Origin of the sequence: Haemophilus haemolyticus (genome assembly GCF_003490935.1) — a bacterium.
Taxonomy (GTDB): Bacteria; Pseudomonadota; Gammaproteobacteria; order Enterobacterales; family Pasteurellaceae; genus Haemophilus; species Haemophilus haemolyticus_M.
Genome location: NZ_QQGD01000007.1, coordinates 62,878 through 83,522, shown reverse-complemented (window position 1 = coordinate 83,522; position 20,645 = coordinate 62,878). Strand labels below are relative to the sequence as shown.

Annotated in this window: 20 protein-coding genes; 17 read left to right on the top strand and 3 right to left on the bottom strand. The window is 36.8% G+C overall.

Annotated elements, in window-relative coordinates; all coding sequences use genetic code 11:
- The first annotated feature begins 169 nt into the window (after positions 1 to 169).
- From DV417_RS08440 to DV417_RS08425, 4 genes are all read left to right on the top strand, one after another.
- The gene (locus DV417_RS08440) at positions 170 to 1,174 is read left to right on the top strand and encodes an ornithine carbamoyltransferase (protein ID WP_009499652.1); all 1,005 of its coding nucleotides are present in this window, start codon (positions 170 to 172) and stop codon (positions 1,172 to 1,174) included.
- A 9-nt stretch (positions 1,175 to 1,183) separates the two neighbouring features.
- Entirely contained in the window at positions 1,184 to 2,116 is a 933-nt protein-coding gene (gene arcC / locus DV417_RS08435) for a carbamate kinase (protein ID WP_005632200.1), read from the top strand.
- A gap of 105 nt (positions 2,117 to 2,221) precedes the next feature.
- Positions 2,222 to 3,751 carry a YfcC family protein gene (locus DV417_RS08430; protein ID WP_118879365.1) on the top strand — a complete coding sequence of 510 codons (1,530 nt, stop codon included), beginning with the start codon at positions 2,222 to 2,224 and terminating at the stop codon, positions 3,749 to 3,751.
- 93 nt (positions 3,752 to 3,844) lie between these two features.
- Complete coding sequence (locus tag DV417_RS08425; RefSeq protein WP_118879364.1) at positions 3,845 to 4,312, top strand: Lrp/AsnC family transcriptional regulator; 468 nt, start codon at positions 3,845 to 3,847, stop codon at positions 4,310 to 4,312.
- Between the two features lie 38 nt (positions 4,313 to 4,350).
- Here the strand turns inward: DV417_RS08425 and DV417_RS08420 are convergent, their stop codons facing one another.
- Positions 4,351 to 5,586: a Zn-dependent hydrolase gene (locus tag DV417_RS08420; protein ID WP_118879363.1), complete on the bottom strand. Its 1,236-nt coding sequence runs from the start codon at positions 5,584 to 5,586 to the stop codon at positions 4,351 to 4,353.
- 122 nt (positions 5,587 to 5,708) lie between these two features.
- Here DV417_RS08420 and pepE point away from each other — a divergent pair, with 122 nt between their 5' ends.
- The 4 genes from pepE to cpdB all read left to right on the top strand — a co-directional run bounded on the left by pepE (position 5,709) and on the right by cpdB (position 11,135).
- Positions 5,709 to 6,413 carry a dipeptidase PepE gene (pepE, locus tag DV417_RS08415; protein WP_192878574.1) on the top strand — a complete coding sequence of 235 codons (705 nt, stop codon included), beginning with the start codon at positions 5,709 to 5,711 and terminating at the stop codon, positions 6,411 to 6,413.
- 17 nt (positions 6,414 to 6,430) lie between these two features.
- Positions 6,431 to 7,726, top strand: a complete 1,296-nt coding sequence (gene dcuC / locus DV417_RS08410) for a C4-dicarboxylate transporter DcuC (protein ID WP_118776334.1) — start codon at positions 6,431 to 6,433, stop codon at positions 7,724 to 7,726.
- A 71-nt stretch (positions 7,727 to 7,797) separates the two neighbouring features.
- Positions 7,798 to 9,069 (top strand): M20 family metallo-hydrolase, encoded by a 1,272-nt coding sequence (locus tag DV417_RS08405; protein WP_118879362.1) that lies wholly within the window; start codon positions 7,798 to 7,800, stop codon positions 9,067 to 9,069.
- Positions 9,070 to 9,161: 92 nt separating this feature from the next.
- The gene (gene cpdB, locus DV417_RS08400; protein WP_118879361.1) at positions 9,162 to 11,135 is read left to right on the top strand and encodes a 2',3'-cyclic-nucleotide 2'-phosphodiesterase; all 1,974 of its coding nucleotides are present in this window, start codon (positions 9,162 to 9,164) and stop codon (positions 11,133 to 11,135) included.
- A gap of 105 nt (positions 11,136 to 11,240) precedes the next feature.
- On the opposite strand, the gene DV417_RS08395 is transcribed toward cpdB, so the two are convergent.
- Together DV417_RS08395 and DV417_RS08390 are read right to left on the bottom strand one after the other, a co-directional pair.
- Entirely contained in the window at positions 11,241 to 11,633 is a 393-nt protein-coding gene (locus tag DV417_RS08395) for a MerR family transcriptional regulator (RefSeq protein ID WP_118879360.1), read from the bottom strand.
- Between the two features lie 24 nt (positions 11,634 to 11,657).
- On the bottom strand, positions 11,658 to 12,335 hold the full coding sequence (locus DV417_RS08390) for a cation diffusion facilitator family transporter (RefSeq protein ID WP_118879359.1): 678 nt from the start codon (positions 12,333 to 12,335) through the stop codon (positions 11,658 to 11,660).
- Between the two features lie 506 nt (positions 12,336 to 12,841).
- On the opposite strand from DV417_RS08390, the gene mnmG reads away from it, so the two are divergent.
- The 9 genes from mnmG (at position 12,842) to atpG (ending at position 20,638) form a co-directional block, all read left to right on the top strand.
- Positions 12,842 to 14,731 carry a tRNA uridine-5-carboxymethylaminomethyl(34) synthesis enzyme MnmG gene (gene mnmG, locus DV417_RS08385; protein ID WP_118879358.1) on the top strand — a complete coding sequence of 630 codons (1,890 nt, stop codon included), beginning with the start codon at positions 12,842 to 12,844 and terminating at the stop codon, positions 14,729 to 14,731.
- A 170-nt stretch (positions 14,732 to 14,901) separates the two neighbouring features.
- Positions 14,902 to 15,513, top strand: coding sequence for a 16S rRNA (guanine(527)-N(7))-methyltransferase RsmG (gene rsmG / locus DV417_RS08380; protein ID WP_118796026.1), 612 nt, complete (start codon positions 14,902 to 14,904; stop codon positions 15,511 to 15,513).
- A gap of 119 nt (positions 15,514 to 15,632) precedes the next feature.
- Complete coding sequence (locus DV417_RS08375; RefSeq protein WP_118776338.1) at positions 15,633 to 16,007, top strand: ATP synthase subunit I; 375 nt, start codon at positions 15,633 to 15,635, stop codon at positions 16,005 to 16,007.
- Positions 16,008 to 16,034: 27 nt separating this feature from the next.
- Entirely contained in the window at positions 16,035 to 16,823 is a 789-nt protein-coding gene (gene atpB / locus DV417_RS08370) for a F0F1 ATP synthase subunit A (RefSeq protein WP_118776339.1), read from the top strand.
- A 55-nt stretch (positions 16,824 to 16,878) separates the two neighbouring features.
- Entirely contained in the window at positions 16,879 to 17,133 is a 255-nt protein-coding gene (gene atpE, locus DV417_RS08365; protein WP_005629249.1) for a F0F1 ATP synthase subunit C, read from the top strand.
- Between the two features lie 49 nt (positions 17,134 to 17,182).
- A complete protein-coding gene (gene atpF, locus DV417_RS08360) occupies positions 17,183 to 17,653 on the top strand; it encodes a F0F1 ATP synthase subunit B (protein WP_005649414.1) in 471 nt (156 codons plus the stop codon).
- Between the two features lie 12 nt (positions 17,654 to 17,665).
- The gene (atpH, locus tag DV417_RS08355) at positions 17,666 to 18,199 is read left to right on the top strand and encodes a F0F1 ATP synthase subunit delta (RefSeq protein ID WP_118776341.1); all 534 of its coding nucleotides are present in this window, start codon (positions 17,666 to 17,668) and stop codon (positions 18,197 to 18,199) included.
- A 12-nt stretch (positions 18,200 to 18,211) separates the two neighbouring features.
- Positions 18,212 to 19,753, top strand: coding sequence for a F0F1 ATP synthase subunit alpha (gene atpA / locus DV417_RS08350; protein ID WP_005629241.1), 1,542 nt, complete (start codon positions 18,212 to 18,214; stop codon positions 19,751 to 19,753).
- A gap of 15 nt (positions 19,754 to 19,768) precedes the next feature.
- Entirely contained in the window at positions 19,769 to 20,638 is an 870-nt protein-coding gene (atpG, locus tag DV417_RS08345; RefSeq protein WP_005632226.1) for a F0F1 ATP synthase subunit gamma, read from the top strand.
- Positions 20,639 to 20,645 lie beyond the last annotated feature (7 nt).

Sequence of the window (20,645 nt, the reverse complement as noted above, 5' to 3'; positions counted from 1 at the left end):
CAATACTAAAAACCACGCAATAAAGTTCTATATATTGGCATTACCAGTTGAAAAACGATAACAAATTTCATTTTATTTCTCTTATAATGCAACTGTTCGAACGACAAGCAGTATCTCGAATGATGTATGTTTATTCCCCAATGGATAGTCAAAAAACAAGGAGATTATTATGGCTTTCAATATGAAAAATAGACATTTACTTAGTCTTGTTCATCACACAGAACGTGAAATTAAATATCTCTTAGATCTCTCCCGAGATTTGAAACGAGCCAAATATGCAGGCACAGAACAACAAAAATTAAAAGGAAAAAATATCGCTCTCATCTTTGAAAAAACCTCCACCCGCACACGCTGTGCATTCGAAGTCGCCGCTCATGATCAAGGCGCACAAGTCACCTACATCGACCCTAACTCCTCTCAAATTGGCCACAAAGAAAGTATGAAAGATACCGCTCGCGTATTAGGCAGAATGTATGATGGCATTGAATATCGTGGCTTTAAACAAAGTATCGTTCAAGAACTTGCTGATTATGCTGGTGTGCCAGTATTCAATGGTTTAACCGATGAATTCCACCCAACACAAATGCTTGCCGACGTACTTACCATGATTGAACATTGCGACAAACCATTAAGCGAAATTAGCTATGTATATATTGGAGATGCTCGCAATAACATGGGTAATTCACTTTTATTAATTGGCGCAAAATTAGGTATGGATGTTCGTATTTGTGGACCTAAAGCATTATTACCAGAAGCAAGTCTTGTGGAAATGTGCGAAAAATTTGCGAAAGAAAGTGGCGCTCGTATAACTGTAACTGAAGATATCGACAAAGCGGTGAAAGGTGTAGATTTTGTCCATACTGATGTGTGGGTTTCAATGGGTGAACCATTAGAAACTTGGGGCGAACGCATTAAATTATTACTTCCTTATCAAGTAACACCAGAATTAATGAAACGCACTGGTAATCCAAAAGTGAAATTTATGCACTGCTTACCAGCCTTCCATAACAGTGAAACCAAAGTTGGTCGTCAAATTGCTGAAAAATATCCTGAATTAGCTAATGGTATTGAAGTAACTGAAGACGTATTTGAATCTCCAATGAACATTGCATTTGAACAAGCAGAAAACCGTATGCACACAATTAAAGCAGTAATGGTTGCAAGTTTGGCATAAGGAGAACGTATGAGAATAGTAATTGCATTAGGCGGTAATGCGTTATTACGACGCGGAGAGCCGCTGACAGCCGAAAATCAACGACAAAATGTTCGCATTGCTTGTGAGCAAATTGCTAAGATTTGGCCAAATAATGAATTAGTAATTGCGCACGGTAATGGCCCACAAGTGGGTTTACTCGCCTTACAAGGCGCTGCCTATACTGATGTACCAACCTATCCTTTAGATGTATTAGGTGCAGAATCAGTAGGAATGATTGGTTATATGATTCAACAAGAACTCGGTAATTTAGTTCCATTTGAAGTGCCATTTGCAACTTTATTATCTCAAGTAGAAGTTGATATCAACGACCCAGCTTTTAAAAATCCAACTAAACCAATTGGCCCTGTTTATACGAAAGAAGAAGCTGAACGTTTGGCAAAAGAAAAAAATTGGTCTATCGCACAAGATGGTGATAAATATCGTCGCGTTGTGCCAAGTCCATTGCCAAAACGTATTTTTGAAATTCGTCCGGTAAAATGGTTGCTTGAAAAAGGCAGTATCGTAATTTGTGCGGGTGGAGGTGGTATCCCGACCTATTATGATGAAAACCATAATTTACAAGGTGTTGAAGCCGTTATCGACAAAGATTTATGTTCTGCTTTACTTGCAGAAAATCTTGATGCGGACTTATTCATCATCGCAACTGATGTTTCCGCAACCTTTGTAGATTGGGGAAAACCAACCCAAAAAGCAATTTCAGTTGCCTCACCTGAAGCAATTTCAGAACTTGGTTTTGCAGCAGGTTCTATGGGACCGAAAGTACAAGCCGCAATCAACTTTGCAAAACAAACAGGAAAAGATGCAGTAATAGGCTCTTTATCTGATATTGTGGACATTGTGAAAGGAAAAGCTGGTACTCGTATTACGAAAAAAGCTGAAGGCATATCCTATTATGCTTAAATAATAAAAGAACTTTGAGAAGTCATTCTCAAAGTAAAAAGTGCGGTCGGTTTAACCGATGTTTTTACCAACCGCACTTTAAACGTTACACATAAGGAGCTCGCTATGGATGCGTCCAAAAAGAAGAAAACGTTTAATTTCCCATCAGCGTTTACCATTTTATTTGCAATATTAATTCTCGCTGTTGGATTGACCTGGGTAATTCCATCTGGTTCATATTCAAAATTAACATATAACTCCACTGATAATGTTTTTGTGGTCAAAGCTTACGGCGTTGACGATAAAACCTATCCCGCCACAACAGACACGCTTGATAATCTCAATATCAAAATAAAACTCTCCAACTTCACCGAAGGCGTGATCAAAAAACCAATCGCTATTCCAGGTACCTATCAACGTGTAGAACAACACCACAAAGGCATTGAAGACATCACCAAAAGTATGGTGGAAGGAACCATAGAAGCTGTTGATGTCATGGTCTTTATCTTCGTATTGGGAGGGATGATTGGTGTCATTAACCGTACTGGTTCTTTTAATGCCGGTTTGATGGCTCTTGCGAAGAAAACCAAAGGCAATGAGTTTTTTATTGTATTCAGCGTATCTGTTTTAATGGTGTTAGGCGGTACAACATGCGGTATTGAAGAAGAAGCAGTGGCATTCTATCCAATTCTGGTGCCTGTATTCTTGGCTCTGGGATATGATGCAATAGTCTGCGTAGGGGCTATATTCCTTGCTTCATCTATGGGAACTGCATTCTCTACAATTAACCCATTCTCCGTTGTTATCGCATCAAATGCAGCTGGTATTCAATTTACTGAAGGTATTGGTTTCCGTGCTCTAGGTTTAGTTTTAGGCTCAACTTGCGTAATCGCATATCTTTATTGGTACTGTAAAAAAATCAAAGCTGACCCAAGTTTTTCTTTCACTTATGACGATCGCGAAGAATTTCGCCAACGTTATATGAAGAACTTTGATCCAAATGCAACTATCGCATTCTCAGCTCGTCGCAAATTAATCTTAACGCTTTTCTGTATTGCATTCCCTATTATGATTTGGGGTGTAATGGTTGGCGGATGGTGGTTCCCTCAAATGGCTGCATCTTTCCTTGCCATTACTATCATCATTATGTTTATCAGTGGCTTGTCTGAAAAAGATATTGTGGAATCTTTCACTGAAGGTGCATCAGAATTAGTAGGCGTATCATTAATCATTGGTCTTGCTCGTGGCGTAAACTTAGTGCTCGAACAAGGTATGATTTCTGACACCATCCTTGATTATATGTCTAATGTGGTTAGTGGTATGCCGGGTAGCGTATTCATCTTAGGCCAATTAGTCGTATTTATTTTCCTAGGTTTAATCGTACCGTCTTCTTCTGGTTTAGCTGTACTTTCAATGCCAATTATGGCGCCACTTGCTGACTCAGTGGGTATTCCACGCGATATCGTGGTTTCCGCTTACAACTGGGGACAATATGCAATGCTATTCTTGGCACCTACAGGATTAGTTTTGGTGACACTCCAAATGTTGCACATTCCATTTGATAGATGGGTTAAATTCGTGATGCCAATGATTGGATGCTTATTGCTAATTGGCTCCATTTTATTGGTAGTACAAGTATCTTTATATAGTGTTTAACTAATTAGTCAAATTGCCGCCTAGATCACAGTTTTTCTAGGCGGTTTCTTTTATAATAAGTTATCTTTTTTGTTAGCATAAAAAGGATTTACTATGCTTAAAAAATATTTCGATAATATCGATACTCGTATTCTTAAAGCATTACAACGAAATGGTCGATTACAAAATAATGAATTAGCTAACGAAATAGGACTCTCCAATTCAGCTTGTTTACGTCGAGTGAATCACTTAGAAGAAAGCGGCGTAATTGATAACTATGTAGCCTTATTGAATCCCAAGAAAGTAAATTGTAATCTTATCGTTTATGCATTAGGTTCTTTCTTTGAAGAAGATCCAGAATTAAAAGAGCGGTTTATTTTTGAGGTAAAATTAATCCCACAGATCATCGAATGTCATTTTATGGCAGGAACTTTCGATTTTCTTCTTAAACTTTGTGTATCAGATTTAGAAGAATTTAACCACATTAAAACCACCTATCTCAATTCCAGGCTTGGCATTAAAACCTTAAAATCAGAAGTTACTCTAAAAACGGTTAAGTCAACAACTGAATTGCCTTTATAAAAAAACTCGTATTATTAATACGAGTTTTTTTATAACAATTAACAAACTTCAGCCTGTTCTAATATAACTTTTTGTAAAACTTTAATTCCTGCTTCTATATCTTTCCAATCAGTAAATTCAAGAGGGTTATGACTAATTCCCAAATGAGATGGAACAAAAATCATACCTGTCGGACAAAGTGTTGCCATATGCATGGCATCATGTCCAGCACCACTTGGCATTATTTCGTAAGAATAACCAAAGGAATGTGCAGTTTCAGCTATTTGGTTTACCATATTTTCAGGTAATACTATAGGATTATCCTTTGAAATAAGTTGTAACTCAATTAATAATCCTCTTTTTTCTGAAACTTTACTAATTTCCTCTTGTAATAATTCAAATACAGAATCTCTAGCTTGTACATATGTACCTCGAATATCTACTAATAATTCGCAATATCCTGGCACAACATTCATTACTCCTGGTTTAGCTGTAATATTACCTACAGTGGCTACAGTAGAATGTCCAGCTTGAATGGCCGCTTTCTCAATAGCAAGTGATAATTCAGCGCCTCCTAACAATGCATCATGACGATAATACATTGCTGTTGCCCCCGAATGATCCGCTTGTCCTTTAATTTTAACAATTGCACGAATCGGAGCAGCAATACCTGTCACAACACCTATTGTTTTTCCTTCATTCTCTAAACGAGGGCCTTGTTCTATATGAAGTTCAAAAAAACATTTAAATTCCTTTGCATCACGTTTTGCTTGATTAACCAAATTAAAATTCATTCCTACTTCAGCCATAGCTTCTGATAAACCCTTTCCTTGTTTATCACGTAACGAACTTAATTTTTCTTGATTTACTATGCCGCACATAACTTTACTACCCAATGTAGCAAAATTAAATCTACTCGATTCTTCACAAGTAAAAATTATCAATTCTAAAGGATAACGAGTCTGAATATTCTGTTCACATAATTGCAAAAGAATTTCCAACCCAGCGACAGATCCCAAAGGACCATCAAATTTACCAGCATTCACAACAGTATCAATATGTGATCCGAATGCAACTGCAGGTAAAAAATCTTCTTTACCTGCCTTACGAATAAAAAGATTTCCAATTGAATCTCGACGAATAGATAAATCATATTCTTTACATAATTCAATAATCATATTATGGGCCTTTTCATCCTCCTCTGTAAAAGCTAAGCGAGTCAACTCGTTTGGTACTGATGAAATAAAAGCCAGTTTTTCAATTAAATTTTGAACACGATTAAGATTAATTGACATAGTTTTCTCCTGACACAGTTTATTTTTTGATATTCGTCAAACAATAATAATTTTTCGTTGAAAATTAACCTTTTCTAAGCTTAATATCGGTATTGCTAAATGCCTCTAAAAAGGAGTGGAAAATGAAAAACATGTTACTGCTCAGTAGCTCAAAATACAAGAACACAGGTTATCTTGAACACACCATACCTTGGTTACAAAATTTCTTGGCTGATTATCATGGTAAAACAATTGCTTTTGTGCCTTATGCTGGGGTACGCCGCACTTTTGATGAATATGAAAAAACTGTGAAAAATGCACTTTCTGATTTAGGGATGAATATTGTTTCCGTTCATCATGGTAAACAGCATCGAGATATCATTGAACAAGCAGATATCATCGCTATTGGCGGCGGGAATACATTTTGTTTGTTAAAACAGCTTTATGAACACAATTTGATTGATATCATTCGTAAAAAAGTGAATAACGGTACACCTTATTTTGGTTGGAGCGCTGGGGCCAATGTAGCTGGCGCATCTATTATGACAACTAATGATATGCCGATTACTTATCCTCCTTCATTTCAAGCATTACAGCTTTTTCCTCATCAAATTAATCCGCACTTTATTTCAGGTAAAATGCAAGACCACAATGGTGAAAGCCGAGAAGAACGTTTGGCAGAATTTTTACTCGTTAATCCAACTGCATTTGTATATGCCTTACCTGAAGGTTCTGCACTTCATATACAAAATGAAATGGCAACTGTGTTGGGTGAAAATCCTATTTTGTGCTTCAGTGAAAATATGGAATATGGCACATTTGACATCAATACAACTTTTTCTTATTAACTTAAAAGGAACATATAATGGAATTATTTAAATCCATCGTTGCAGTGATTGGCATTATTGCCACAATTTATTTTCTGATTAAAAAAGCCGAAACCCGAACCGTTTTGATTGGTGTCGGTTTAATAATGTCCATTCTGACGCTTAATCCAATGGGCGCATTAGATGCTTTTGCCAAAAGCATGACATCTGGCGGATTAATTATGGCTATCTGTTCTAGTATGGGTTTTGCTTACGTGATGAAATACTCTCAATGTGATACTCATCTAGTGCATTTACTTACCAAACCATTAAGCGGATTAAAATTCTTCTTAATTCCGATTGCAACAGTTATCACCTTTTTCATCAATATTGCTATTCCTTCTGCTGCTGGTTGTGCTGCTGCGGTTGGCGCAACATTAATTCCCGTTTTAAAAAGTGCGGGTGTTCGACCAGCTACTGCTGGTGCAGCTATTTTAGCAGGGACTTTTGGATCAATGATGAGCCCGGGTTCTTCTCACTCAGCAATGATTAGTGAAATGTCAGGCTTAACTATCACTCAAGTAAACCTTTCACATGCGCCATATAGCATGATTGCAGGAGCAATAGGTGCTGTAGTTTTAACAATTCTTGCGCTTGTTTTTAAAGATTATGGTGAACAACATCGCCAAGCTTATCTTGCAGAACAAAAAGAAAGTGAAATTAAAGTTGTTAAAGGCGTCAATGTACTTTATGCCCTTGCACCATTAATACCATTAGTTATTTTAGTAATTGGTGGAACCTCATTACAACAAGTACCAGGTCTTGAATGGACTAAAATGGGTGTGCCTCAAGCGATGCTTATTGGCGCAATTTACGGCATTATCGTCACTCGCATTTCCCCAGTAAAAATCACTGAAGAATTTTTCAATGGTATGGGAAATTCTTATGCAAACGTACTTGGTATCATCATTGCAGCCAGTGTATTTGTAGCAGGATTAAAATCTACGGGCGCAGTAGATGCTGCAATTTCTTTCTTAAAAGAATCCAACGAATTTGTACGTTGGGGTGCAACAATTGGACCATTCTTAATGGGCTTAATTACAGGCTCTGGCGATGCAGCAGCGATTGCCTTTAACACTGCTGTCACGCCACATGCTGTAGAGCTCGGTTACACTCATGTAAATCTTGGTATGGCAGCAGCCATTGCTGGTGCAATTGGTCGTACAGCTTCACCAATTGCAGGCGTAACTATTGTTTGTGCAGGACTTGCGATGGTAAGTCCAGTAGAAATGGTAAAACGTACCGCACCAGGCATGATACTTGCTGTTTTATTCTTAGCATTATTTATGTTGTAAAAATAGTAAAAAATTGACCGCACTTTTTTTAAGTGCGGTCTGTTTTTATAGACTTTTAAAGGAAGAAAAAAATGAACTTAGATTTAAATCAACTCATTAAATGGCGTCGTGAATTTCATCGTTTTCCAGAAATTGGCTGGAGTGAATTTTGGACAACTTCTCGCATTGCGGATTACTTGGAAGACTTAGGTTGTTTTGAAATTTTTCTTGGCAAACAAATTATAAATCCAGACTTTGTTCGTGGACGAAAACAAGCCGTAGTAGATAAAGGTTTAGCTAATGCAAAAGCCTATGGAGCCAATGAAAAATGGCTCGAAAAAATGGAAGGGTACACTGGTTGTGTAGCATTATTTGATTCAGGTAAACCAGGAAAAACTATTGCATTACGCTTTGACATAGACTGTGTGAATGTAACGGAAACTCGCTCATCCGAGCATATTCCAAATAAAGAAGGTTTTGCCTCAATTAACGATGGATTTATGCATGCTTGTGGACATGATTCACATATTACAATAGGTTTAGGCGTTGCATTATGGATCGCTCAGAACAAAGATAAACTCACTGGAAAAGTAAAAATTGTATTCCAACCAGCAGAAGAAGGTGTTCGAGGTGCAGCAGCCATTGCACAAAGTGGCATAATTGATGATGCAGATTATTTTGCTTCTTCACACATTAGTTTTTGCGCGAATACAGGCACAGTTATTGCTAATCCAAGAAATTTTCTTTCCACTACAAAAATTGATATTCGCTACAAAGGTAAACCTGCGCACGCAGGTGCTGCGCCCCATTTAGGTCGTAATGCCTTATTAGCTGCAGCGCATACGGTCACTCAACTTCATGGTATTGCACGCCATGGCGAAGGCATGACAAGAATTAATGTAGGTGTGCTAAAAGCGGGTGAAGGACGAAATGTTATTCCATCTTCTGCTGAATTACAATTAGAAGTGCGGGGAGAAAACAAAGCAATTAATGAATACATGACTGAACAAGTCATGCAAATAGCCAAAGGTATTTCCATAAGTTTTGATGTTGCATATGAAACTGAAATTGTAGGTGAAGCAGTGGATATGAATAACGATGTTGAACTTATAAAACTCATCGAAGAAATATCCCTTGAACAACCACAAATAAATAACGTAAATTCAGATTATGCTTTCAATGCAAGTGAAGATGCGACTATTTTAGGTAGACGTGTACAAGAACACGGAGGCAAAGCTATTTACTTCATTCTTGGTGCAGATCGCACAGCAGGTCATCATGAAGCTGAATTTGATTTTGATGAAAATCAATTGCTTACTGGGGTTAATATTTATACATCTTTAGTACAAAGATTATTAGCTTAATTAAATAAAAATATTTTTACTCCTTTCTTTTAAGAATCTCCTATTTTTCTTAGAATAAAGGCAATATCTACTCACCTTATAAGGAAAACTCAATGATTAATAGACGTCATTTTATTCAAATCGGTGCAAGCAGTATTCTTGCATTAAGTGCAAACCGTTTTGCGATAGCAAAAGGAAAGAGCGATGTTGATCTACGCATTGTGGCAACAACAGATATTCATAGTTTCTTGACCGATTTTGACTATTATAAAGATGCACCAACCGATAAATTCGGGTTTACTCGTGCAGCAAGCCTTATTCGTCAAGCACGTGCTGAAGTGAAAAATAGTGTATTAGTAGATAACGGTGACCTAATTCAAGGTAATCCAATTGCAGACTATCAAGCTGCACAAGGCTATAAAGAAGGCAAATCTAACCCTGCGGTTGATTGCTTAAATGCTATGCATTATGAAGTAGGAACGTTAGGTAACCACGAATTTAACTATGGTTTAGATTATTTAGCTGACAGTATCAAACAAGCTAAATTCCCGATTGTGAATGCTAACGTAGTAAAAGCAGGGACAGAAGAACCTTATTTCACACCTTATGTCATTCAAGAAAAATCTGTGGTGGATAATAATGGCAAAACACATAAATTAAAAATCGGTTATATCGGTTTTGTACCGCCACAAATTATAGTTTGGGATAAAGCGAACCTTCAAGGCAAAGTGGAAACCCGTGATATTGTAAAAACAGCACAAAAATATGTCCCTGAAATGAAGAAAAAAGGGGCAGATATTATCGTTGCATTAGCTCACACTGGCCCATCGGATGAACCATACAAAGAAGGTGCTGAAAACTCGGCATTCTATTTGGCAGACGTTCCACATATTGATGCGGTTATTTTTGGTCACTCACACCGTTTATTCCCAAATAAAGAATTTGCGAAATCACCAAATGCAGACATCGTAAATGGTACAGTAAAAGGTGTACCAGAAAGTATGGCTGGTTACTGGGCAAATAATATCAGCGTGGTGGATTTAGGATTAACAGAGCACAAAGGCAAATGGATTGTCACCTCTGGAAAAGCGGTTCTTCGTCCAATTTATGATGTAGAAACCAAAAAAGCCCTTGCAAAAAATGACCCAGAAATTACCGCACTTTTAAAACCAGTTCACGAAGCGACACGTAAATTTGTTTCTCAACCTATTGGTAAAGCAACAGATAATATGTATAGCTATCTTGCATTAGTGCAAGATGATCCAACCATTCAAATTGTAAACCAAGCACAAAAAGCATACGTTGAAAAAGTGGCACCAAGTGTGACAGAAATGGCTGGCTTACCTATTTTAAGTGCGGGAGCACCATTTAAAGCAGGCGGTCGTAAAAATGACCCAACAGGTTATACCGAAGTAAATAAAGGTGAATTAACTTTCCGTAATGCGGCAGACTTATATCTCTATCCAAATACATTAGTGGTTGTTAAAGCGACAGGTGAACAATTAAAAGAATGGTTAGAATGCAGTGCAGGTATGTTTAAACAAATTGACCCTGCAAGTGACGAACCTCAATCATTAATTGATTGGGAAGGGTTCCGCACTTATAACTTTGATGTGATTGATGGTGTCAATTATGAATACGATCTAACCAAACCTGCTCGTTACGATGGCGAATGTAAGTTAATCAACCCTGAATCGCATCGTGTAGTAAATCTCACTTATCAAGGTAAACCAGTTGATCCAAAAGCAGAATTTTTGATTGCAACCAATAACTATCGTGCTTACGGTAATAAATTCCCAGGCACTGGCGATCAACATATTGTTTACGCTTCGCCTGATGAAAGCCGTCAAATTTTGGCTGATTATATTAAAGCAACTAGTGAGAAAGAGGGTTCAGTCAATCCAAATGCGGATAAAAACTGGCGTTTTGTGCCTATCACAGGTAACGATAAATTAGATGTCCGTTTTGAAACATCGCCAAGCGAACAAGCGGCGAAATTTATCGCTGAAAAAGCACAATACCCAATGAAACAAGTGGGTACTGACGAAATCGGTTTTGCAGTGTATCAAATTGATTTATCTAAATAATAATTAGAAAAATAAAATGCCGTCTGAATATCAAAGTTTAGGCGGCATTTTTTTCTAAAGTGCGGTCAAATTTTTAAGTATTTTTATAAATCTATCTTCTTTATTTTACAAATTGCATTCGCTTTTCAATCCTTCTATTGCTTTACATTCCTCTTCATTATGTTCACTTTCGGTAACAATAGACTGTAAAAAATCTTTGATTTCTAATAATTGAGATATTTTATTTTCCACTTGGATCAGTTGATTCAGTACTAATTGATCCGCCTGATAATGATCTTTCATACTAAATTTAATACGATTGAGTGCCTTAATATTCTCTAAAGAGAAACCCAACGTTCGACATTTTTTGATGAATTTTAATTGTTCTACACTTTCTTCATCATAATGTCGATAACCATTAGCCAATCGCTTAGGTGGCTGCAATACTCCTTGCTTTTCATAGTAGCGGATAGTTTCAATATTAGTATGCGTAGATTTACTTAATTCGTTAATTTTCATTATTTCCTCAAGCAATTTTTTACTTTAATGAGAATGATCATTTAATAAGAAATTTGTATTACTATCATACAAAGATTTAACAGATTGAAAAACTGTGGACATACCGCTGTATAAGACAAAAAGACTTAAAATACCACTAGCGACTACATCAACCCATTGCCAATTTAACCAATAAGCACTTATGCCTGCAATAATAGCAACAACCGAACCAAATAAATCTACTAAAACATGCAAATATGCTGCACGAATATTCAAATTATGGCAATTACTTTTTAGCATAATAAAAGCTACCAACAAATTAATCCCAAACCCTAGTAAAGCTACACCTAACATTGGCAAAGCAGCTATTTCTATCGGAGCCTGCCAACGTGTTATAGCCTCGATGAAAATCCAAATGGCGACCCAAACTAATGAAATTCCATTGATTAAAGCGAACCATTTTTGCCATCTTAGACTTAAAAATAACCCAATCCATGCTAAAAAAATAGATAAACTATCATTTGCCATATGCCCAGCATCAGCCATCAAAGTAAGGCTGTTAAACCAATATCCCCCTAGAAATTCAACAACCATATAAAAGGTAATAATTGCAAAACTAATGCCTAATACCATTTTATTTTTAGAGATTTGACTATGAGGGCAAGATGCATGCTGCTGATATTCTTTAGGAGTATAATTTTTTACTATAGAAACTTCTTTCATTTTATTTCCTTAACTATTTGATTTGAAGGAAGCATAAAACCTGTAGTAACTACAAAGTCAAATCATAAAACTTACATTTAATAAAATTAATTGTTTAAAAAAACTAAATTATAGGGATTTCAATAAAAATTCATTTTTATCTGTGGATAACTCATAAATAATCTGTCATAAAACTGTTTTTACTCACTTGGTAACTTTGAGCAAAAATAAAATTGTTAATAACTTTCCATTTTACACACAAGATTTTTAAAGAAAATGATATCGTTTTCACAAGATCTTTGGATCCTATAACACCTGTTTCCATAAGGATCGAATAAGGTTACTCACAACCACAAAGGATCTTAATAGTAACAATAATAAGATCTTTCTATATAAAAAGAGATCTTCTTTACTAATACAAACCTGATCTTTCAAAGGATCAATAGATCCATTCTTTTTTTGTCAGGTGTTTTAAATTTCTGTAAAATAGCGCCAATTTTTGATCCGAATAAATAATAGAGATAGATATGTTTTACACTGAAACTTATGATGTGATTGTGATCGGTGGTGGCCATGCGGGTACAGAAGCCGCGCTTGCACCAGCTCGAATGGGATTAAAAACCCTTTTATTAACGCATAATGTAGATACTTTAGGACAAATGTCTTGTAACCCTGCAATTGGTGGGATCGGTAAAGGTCATTTAGTAAAAGAAGTAGATGCGATGGGCGGCTTAATGGCGCATGCTGCAGATAAAGCAGGGATTCAATTTCGTACTTTAAATAGCAGTAAAGGCCCAGCAGTGCGTGCTACTCGAGCTCAAGCGGATCGCGTGTTGTATCGTCAAGCTGTACGCATTACCCTTGAAAACCAACCGAATTTAGATATTTTCCAACAAGAAGCCACGGATATTTTAATCGAACAGGATCGCGTCACTGGTGTTACCACAAAAATGGGGTTAACCTTCCGTGCAAAATCAGTGATCTTAACGGCCGGTACGTTCTTAGCCGGTAAGATCCACATAGGTTTGGAAAATTATGAAGGTGGTCGAGCAGGGGATCCTGCGTCTGTAAATCTTTCACATCGATTAAGAGATCTAGGATTACGTGTAGATCGCCTTAAAACAGGTACACCACCACGTATTGATGCACGTACGATCAATTTTGATATTTTAGCTAAACAACATGGTGATGCTGTTTTACCCGTGTTTTCTTTTATGGGATCAGTTGAAGATCATCCTCAACAAATTCCTTGTTATATTACCCATACTAATGAACAAACTCATGAAGTGATCCGTAATAATTTGGATCGCAGTCCAATGTATACCGGTGTGATTGAAGGGATCGGTCCACGTTATTGCCCATCTATTGAAGATAAAGTAATGCGTTTTGCGGATCGTAATTCACATCAAATTTATTTGGAACCAGAAGGATTAACCAGTAATGAAGTGTATCCAAACGGGATCTCTACCAGTTTGCCGTTTGACGTGCAAATGGGTATTGTGAATTCCATGAAAGGTTTAGAAAATGCACGTATTGTGAAGCCAGGTTATGCCATTGAATACGATTATTTTGATCCACGTGATTTAAAACCAACATTAGAAACAAAAGCTATTTCAGGTTTATTCTTCGCAGGCCAAATTAACGGTACAACCGGTTATGAAGAAGCTGCGGCGCAAGGCTTATTAGCTGGGATTAATGCTGGTCTTTATGTACAAGAGAAAGAGGCATGGTATCCACGTCGTGATCAATCTTATACTGGCGTATTAGTTGATGACCTTTGTACACTTGGAACCAAAGAACCGTATCGCGTATTTACTTCTCGTGCAGAGTACCGTTTGTTATTACGTGAAGACAATGCAGATATTCGTCTAACGCCAATTGCCCATGAATTAGGTTTAATTGATGATGCTCGCTGGGCACGCTTTAATCAAAAAATGGAAAATATTGAACAGGAACGCCAACGCTTACGCAGCATTTGGTTGCATCCGCGCTCTGAATATTTAGAAGAAGCGAATAAAGTACTTGGCAGCCCACTTGTGCGTGAAGCCAGCGGTGAAGATTTATTGCGCCGTCCAGAAATGACCTACGATATTTTAACTTCTTTAACGCCATATAAACCGGCAATGGAAGACAAAGAAGCCGTAGAACAAGTGGAAATTGCTATTAAGTATCAAGGCTATATTGAGCATCAACAAGAAGAAATCGAAAAACAAAAACGCCACGAAAATACGACTATTCCAGCTAACTTTGATTACAGCAAAGTGTCTGGTTTATCTAATGAAGTACGTGCGAAATTGGAACAGCATCGTCCTGTTTCCATTGGCCAAGCAAGCCGAATTTCAGGTGTTACCCCTGCGGCAATTTCGATTATTCTGGTGAATTTGAAAAAACAAGGTATGCTGAAGCGTGGGGAATAATGTTTTCTTAATTTAAATGTAAAAGTGCGGTGAATTTTCACCGCATTTTTTTATATTACAAATTAAAAAGGTGTAATTAGTAGGCTAAATTTTTGCTGAAATAAAAACACTAAGGATTTTAACCGCACTTTCAAGTAGAATGACAACAAACAGACAAGATAGATAGAAAAATGAAAGCAAAGCTCGAAAATTTACTGGCTCAAGCAGAAATTCAATTAACCGATCTACAAAAAGATCAGCTGATTCAGTTGGTACAATTACTTCATAAGTGGAATAAAGCTTATAACTTAACCTCTGTACGTGATCCACAAGAAATGTTAGTCAAACATATTTTAGATAGTCTTGTAGTAAGTCCTTATTTACAGGGTGATCGTTTTATTGATGTCGGTACTGGCCCTGGCTTGCCTGGTTTACCTTTGGCAATTATTAATCCTTCCAAACAATTTGTCCTCCTTGATAGTTTAGGTAAGCGCATTAGTTTTATTCGAAATGCTATACGTGAGCTTGGACTAACTAATGTAACCCCTGTTTTAAGTCGAGTAGAAGAATATCAACCTGAAGATAAATTTGATGGTGTATTAAGCCGTGCTTTTGCTTCGTTAAAAGATATGACAGATTGGTGTCATCATTTACCAAAAGAAAATGGATATTTTTATGCATTAAAAGGTATTTATCAGGAAGATGAAATTAATGAATTGAATGAAAAATATACTATTCAAGAAGTGATTAAATTACATGTTCCAGAACTTATAGGTGAACGACATTTAATCGTTTTGCGTTAAATAGTTACAATTTTGTAAAAAATTTTCTAAAAGTGTGATTTAGTTAACGTTTTTCAGTGCTTTTTAAGTTGAATCTAATTTGATCAAATGTATAATTAGAACGTTTTAAGGTTTTAAAAATGTCGAGAATTATACAACAAGCGAAAGTTCAGTATCAAAAAGCTATTTTTATTGAAATAGTCATTATGCTGCTATTGGCTTGTTTTTTTGCTTTATGGCAAATGAAAAGTGCGCTTGATTTTTTATTCGGATTTCTTTCGGCATTAATTCCTTTCGGTGTTTTTGTGTATGTGGTTTTTTATAGAAAACAACATTTAGCCACAAAATTGACCGCACTTTATAAAGGAGAAGCAATAAAATTTGTTCTAACCATTGTTTTTATTAGTATTTCATTTAAATACTTTTCGGTTACAAATTTTATTATTTTTTTTAGTGGTTTTTTTATTGCATTAATGTTGAATAATTTAGTTCCATTTTTGCTTCGCCGAATTTGATTTTTATACTTGTACTAAGGGTTTATTATGTCTGGACTAACAACATCGGAATACATTAGCCACCATTTATCCTTTCTCAAAACAGGGGATGGATTTTGGAATGTTCATATAGATACGTTGTTCTTTTCTATTCTTGCTGCGGTTATTTTCCTATTTGTTTTTTCTCGAGTAGGGAAAAAAGCAACAACTGGCGTTCCAGGAAAAATGCAATGTTTAGTTGAAATTGTTGTGGAATGGGTTAATGGAATCGTGAAAGAAAATTTTCATGGTCCACGTAACGTGGTTGCGCCACTAGCATTAACCATTTTCTGTTGGGTATTCATCATGAATGCTATCGACTTAATTCCTGTTGATTTCTTACCTCAATTTGCAGGTTTGTTCGGTATTCATTATCTTCGTGCAGTGCCGACAGCAGATATTAGCGCAACTTTAGGTATGTCCATTTGTGTTTTCTTTTTAATTCTTTTCTACACAATAAAATCTAAAGGATTCAAAGGTTTAGTTAAAGAATATACGCTTCATCCATTCAACCATTGGGCGTTTATTCCTGTTAACTTTATTCTTGAAACCGTGACTTTATTGGCTAAACCAATTTCACTCGCATTCCGTTTGTTTGGTAACATGTATGCAGGGGAATTGATCTTTATTCTTATCGCTGTAATGTATTCCGCTAATATGGCCATTGCAGCATTAGGGATTCCGTTACATCTTGCTTGGGCTATTTTCCATATTTTGGTTATTACCTTGCAGGCTTTCATCTTTATGATGTTGACGGTTGTTTATTTAAGTATTGCTTATAACAAAGCAGATCATTAATCATTTTTTATTAACCGGCTCTAGGGCTAAAACTTAACTTCTATTGGAGAAAATTATGGAAACTGTAATTACAGCTACAATCATCGGTGCATCAATTCTTCTTGCATTTGCTGCATTAGGTACTGCAATTGGCTTTGCTATTTTAGGTGGTAAATTCTTAGAATCATCAGCTCGCCAACCAGAATTAGCATCTAGCTTACAAACTAAAATGTTTATCGTGGCTGGTCTTTTAGATGCGATTGCAATGATTGCTGTTGGTATTTCATTACTTTTCATTTTCGCAAACCCATTCATCGGTTTATTACACTAATCACCTTATTTGCTTATCAACGTAAAACAAGCATAGTAAGGAGGACGTTGTGAATTTAAATGCAACATTGATTGGTCAACTTATCGCATTCGCACTTTTCGTGTGGTTTTGCATGAAGTTTGTTTGGCCACCAATTATTAATGCGATTGAAACACGTCAAAGCCAAATTGCGAACGCTTTAGCGTCAGCTGAAGCAGCTAAAAAAGAGCAAGCAGATACGAAAAATCTTGTTGAACAAGAACTTTCAGCTGCAAAAGTACAAGCTCAAGATATTTTAGATGCTGCGAATAAACGTCGCAATGAAGTATTAGACGAAGTGAAGGCAGAAGCCGAAGAACTAAAAGCAAAAATTATTGCTCAAGGTTATGCAGAAGTAGAAGCAGAACGTAAACGTGTTCAAGAAGAATTACGTCTTAAAGTGGCTTCATTGGCAGTGGCTGGTGCTGAGAAAATTGTTGGTCGTTCTATTGATGAAGCGGCAAACAATGACATTATTGATAAATTAGTTGCAGAGTTATAAGAGGCTTAGCTTATGTCAGAATTAACTACAATAGCTCGCCCTTATGCAAAAGCTGCATTCGACTTTGCCATTGAACAAAGTGCGGTCGAAAAATGGACTGATATGTTAGGTTTTGCTGCAGCCGTAGCTGAAGATGAAACGGTAAAAGCTTACTTAAGTAGTTCTCTTTCTGCACAGAAATTAGCTGATACAGTAATTTCTATTTGTGGCGAACAATTGGATCAATATGGGCAAAATCTTATTCGGTTAATGGCTGAAAATAAGCGTTTGAGTGCTATTCCTGCGGTGTTTGAAGAATTTAAACATCACGTAGAGGAGCATCAAGCTATTGCAGAAGTTGAAGTAACATCTGCGCAACCATTGAATGCAACACAAATCGAAAAAATTGCAGCTGCAATGGAAAAAAGATTAGCTCGCAAAGTGAAATTAAATTGCAACGTGGATAACGCACTTATTGCTGGTGTTATTATTCGTACTGAAGACTTTGTGATTGACGGAAGTAGCCGTGGGCAACTTACTCGTCTCGCAAACGAGTTGCAATTATAAGAGGAATACAAGATGCAACTAAATTCAACTGAAATTAGTGAATTGATTAAAAAACGCATCGCTCAATTCGACGTGGTCAGTGAAGCGCGTAATACAGGGACAATTGTTTCTGTAAGCGATGGTATTATTCGCATCCACGGTTTAAGCGATGTGATGCAAGGTGAAATGATCGCCTTACCGGGTAATCGTTATGCGATGGCACTTAACCTTGAACGCGATTCTGTTGGTGCTGTAGTTATGGGACCTTACGCAGATTTAGCGGAAGGTATGGAAGTTCAATGTACAGGTCGTATTCTTGAAGTACCAGTTGGTCGTGGTTTATTAGGTCGTGTAGTTAATACGCTTGGTCAACCAATCGATGGTAAAGGCGAAATTGAAAATGATGGTTTCTCTCCTGTTGAAGTGATTGCGCCAGGTGTTATCGATCGTCGTTCTGTTGATCAACCAGTTCAAACTGGTTATAAAGCTGTCGATTCTATGGTACCGATTGGCCGTGGTCAGCGTGAGTTAATCATTGGTGACCGCCAAACGGGTAAAACTGCGTTAGCAATTGACGCTATTATTAACCAACGTAATTCTGGTATTAAATGTATCTATGTTGCGATTGGTCAAAAAGCCTCTACTATCGCAAACGTCGTGCGTAAATTAGAAGAACATGGTGCGCTTGCAAATACTATCGTGGTAGCCGCATCTGCATCTGAATCAGCAGCATTACAATATTTAGCACCTTATGCTGGTTGTGCGATGGGTGAATATTTCCGTGATCGCGGCGAAGATGCATTAATTGTTTATGATGATTTATCAAAACAAGCCGTAGCTTATCGTCAAATTTCATTATTATTACGTCGTCCACCAGGTCGTGAAGCCTATCCAGGTGATGTATTCTATTTACATTCTCGTTTACTAGAACGTGCTTCTCGTGTAAACGAAGATTACGTAGAAAAATTCACTAAAGGTGAAGTGAAAGGAAAAACAGGTTCTTTAACCGCACTTCCGATTATTGAAACCCAAGCTGGTGACGTATCTGCGTTTGTTCCAACCAACGTAATTTCTATTACCGACGGTCAGATCTTCTTAGAATCTAACTTGTTTAACTCAGGTATTCGTCCTGCGGTAAACCCAGGTATTTCGGTATCTCGTGTTGGTGGTTCAGCGCAAACTAAAGTTATTAAGAAATTAGCGGGTGGTATTCGTACCGCGCTAGCTCAATATCGTGAATTAGCAGCATTTGCACAGTTTGCATCAGATCTAGATGATGCGACTCGTAAGCAACTTTCTCACGGTGAAAAAGTAACTGAATTATTAAAACAAAAACAATTTGCTCCATTATCTGTTGCAGAACAAGCGGTTGTATTGTTTGCTGTTGAATTTGGTTATTTGGATGACGTGGAATTATCAAAAATTGCAAGTTTTGAGACCGCACTTTTAGATTATTCTAACCGTAATCACGCTGAGTTTATGCAAGAGCTTACTAAAACCGGTAACTATAATGACGAAATCAAAGATACATTAAAAGGTATTTTAGATAGTTTTAAAGCGAATAGTGCTTGGTAGTAACGGAGAGATAAGATGGCAGGTGCAAAAGAGATAAAAACCAAAATTGCCAGTGTACAAAGTACACAAAAAATTACTAAGGCAATGGAAATGGTGGCGACCTCGAAAATGCGTAAAACGCAGGATCGTATGGCTGCATCTCGTCCGTATTCTGAAACTATCCGTAACGTTATTAGTCATGTGTCTAAAGCAAGTGTCGGTTATAAACATCCGTTCTTAGTTGAGCGTGAAGTGAAGAAAATCGGTATCTTGGTTATTTCAACAGATCGTGGTATGTGTGGTGGTTTAAATGTTAATTTATTCAAAACCACACTTAACCAAATCAAAAATTGGAAAGAACAAAATATCTCTACAGATTTGGGCTTAATAGGTTCAAAAGGGATTAGTTTTTTCCGTTCCTTTGGATTTAATATCAAAGGTCAACTTTCTGGTTTAGGCGATACGCCTGCTCTAGAAGAATTAATTGGTGTCGCAAATACAATGTTTGATGCTTATCGTAATGGTGAAATTGATGCAGTTTATATTGCATACAATAAATTTGTTAATACGATGTCGCAAAAACCTGTTGTACAACAATTAGTTCCTTTACCAGAATCTAAAGACGATCATTTAAATGAAAGACAACAGACTTGGGATTATCTTTATGAGCCAGAACCAAAAGTACTATTAGATAGTCTTTTAGTTCGTTATTTAGAATCCCAAATTTATCAAGCGGTTGTAGATAATTTAGCTTCAGAACAAGCGGCTCGAATGGTAGCAATGAAAGCAGCAACTGATAATGCAGGTAATTTAATTAATGATCTGCGGTTGGTGTATAACAAAGCTCGTCAAGCAAGTATCACAAATGAATTGAATGAAATCGTAGCCGGTGCGGCAGCGATTTAAGAAAAGA

Coding starts and splice junctions, on each gene's coding strand:
- atpE (WP_005629249.1), top strand. CDS start 16,879: ATGGAAACTGTAATTACAGCTACAATCATCGGTGCATCAATTCTTCTT.
- mnmG (WP_118879358.1), top strand. CDS start 12,842: ATGTTTTACACTGAAACTTATGATGTGATTGTGATCGGTGGTGGCCAT.
- pepE (WP_192878574.1), top strand. CDS start 5,709: ATGAAAAACATGTTACTGCTCAGTAGCTCAAAATACAAGAACACAGGT.
- DV417_RS08425 (WP_118879364.1), top strand. CDS start 3,845: ATGCTTAAAAAATATTTCGATAATATCGATACTCGTATTCTTAAAGCA.
- DV417_RS08420 (WP_118879363.1), bottom strand. CDS start 5,586: ATGTCAATTAATCTTAATCGTGTTCAAAATTTAATTGAAAAACTGGCT.
- atpG (WP_005632226.1), top strand. CDS start 19,769: ATGGCAGGTGCAAAAGAGATAAAAACCAAAATTGCCAGTGTACAAAGT.
- cpdB (WP_118879361.1), top strand. CDS start 9,162: ATGATTAATAGACGTCATTTTATTCAAATCGGTGCAAGCAGTATTCTT.
- atpA (WP_005629241.1), top strand. CDS start 18,212: ATGCAACTAAATTCAACTGAAATTAGTGAATTGATTAAAAAACGCATC.
- DV417_RS08430 (WP_118879365.1), top strand. CDS start 2,222: ATGGATGCGTCCAAAAAGAAGAAAACGTTTAATTTCCCATCAGCGTTT.
- atpB (WP_118776339.1), top strand. CDS start 16,035: ATGTCTGGACTAACAACATCGGAATACATTAGCCACCATTTATCCTTT.
- DV417_RS08405 (WP_118879362.1), top strand. CDS start 7,798: ATGAACTTAGATTTAAATCAACTCATTAAATGGCGTCGTGAATTTCAT.
- rsmG (WP_118796026.1), top strand. CDS start 14,902: ATGAAAGCAAAGCTCGAAAATTTACTGGCTCAAGCAGAAATTCAATTA.
- DV417_RS08375 (WP_118776338.1), top strand. CDS start 15,633: ATGTCGAGAATTATACAACAAGCGAAAGTTCAGTATCAAAAAGCTATT.
- DV417_RS08440 (WP_009499652.1), top strand. CDS start 170: ATGGCTTTCAATATGAAAAATAGACATTTACTTAGTCTTGTTCATCAC.
- DV417_RS08390 (WP_118879359.1), bottom strand. CDS start 12,335: ATGAAAGAAGTTTCTATAGTAAAAAATTATACTCCTAAAGAATATCAG.
- DV417_RS08395 (WP_118879360.1), bottom strand. CDS start 11,633: ATGAAAATTAACGAATTAAGTAAATCTACGCATACTAATATTGAAACT.
- dcuC (WP_118776334.1), top strand. CDS start 6,431: ATGGAATTATTTAAATCCATCGTTGCAGTGATTGGCATTATTGCCACA.
- atpH (WP_118776341.1), top strand. CDS start 17,666: ATGTCAGAATTAACTACAATAGCTCGCCCTTATGCAAAAGCTGCATTC.
- arcC (WP_005632200.1), top strand. CDS start 1,184: ATGAGAATAGTAATTGCATTAGGCGGTAATGCGTTATTACGACGCGGA.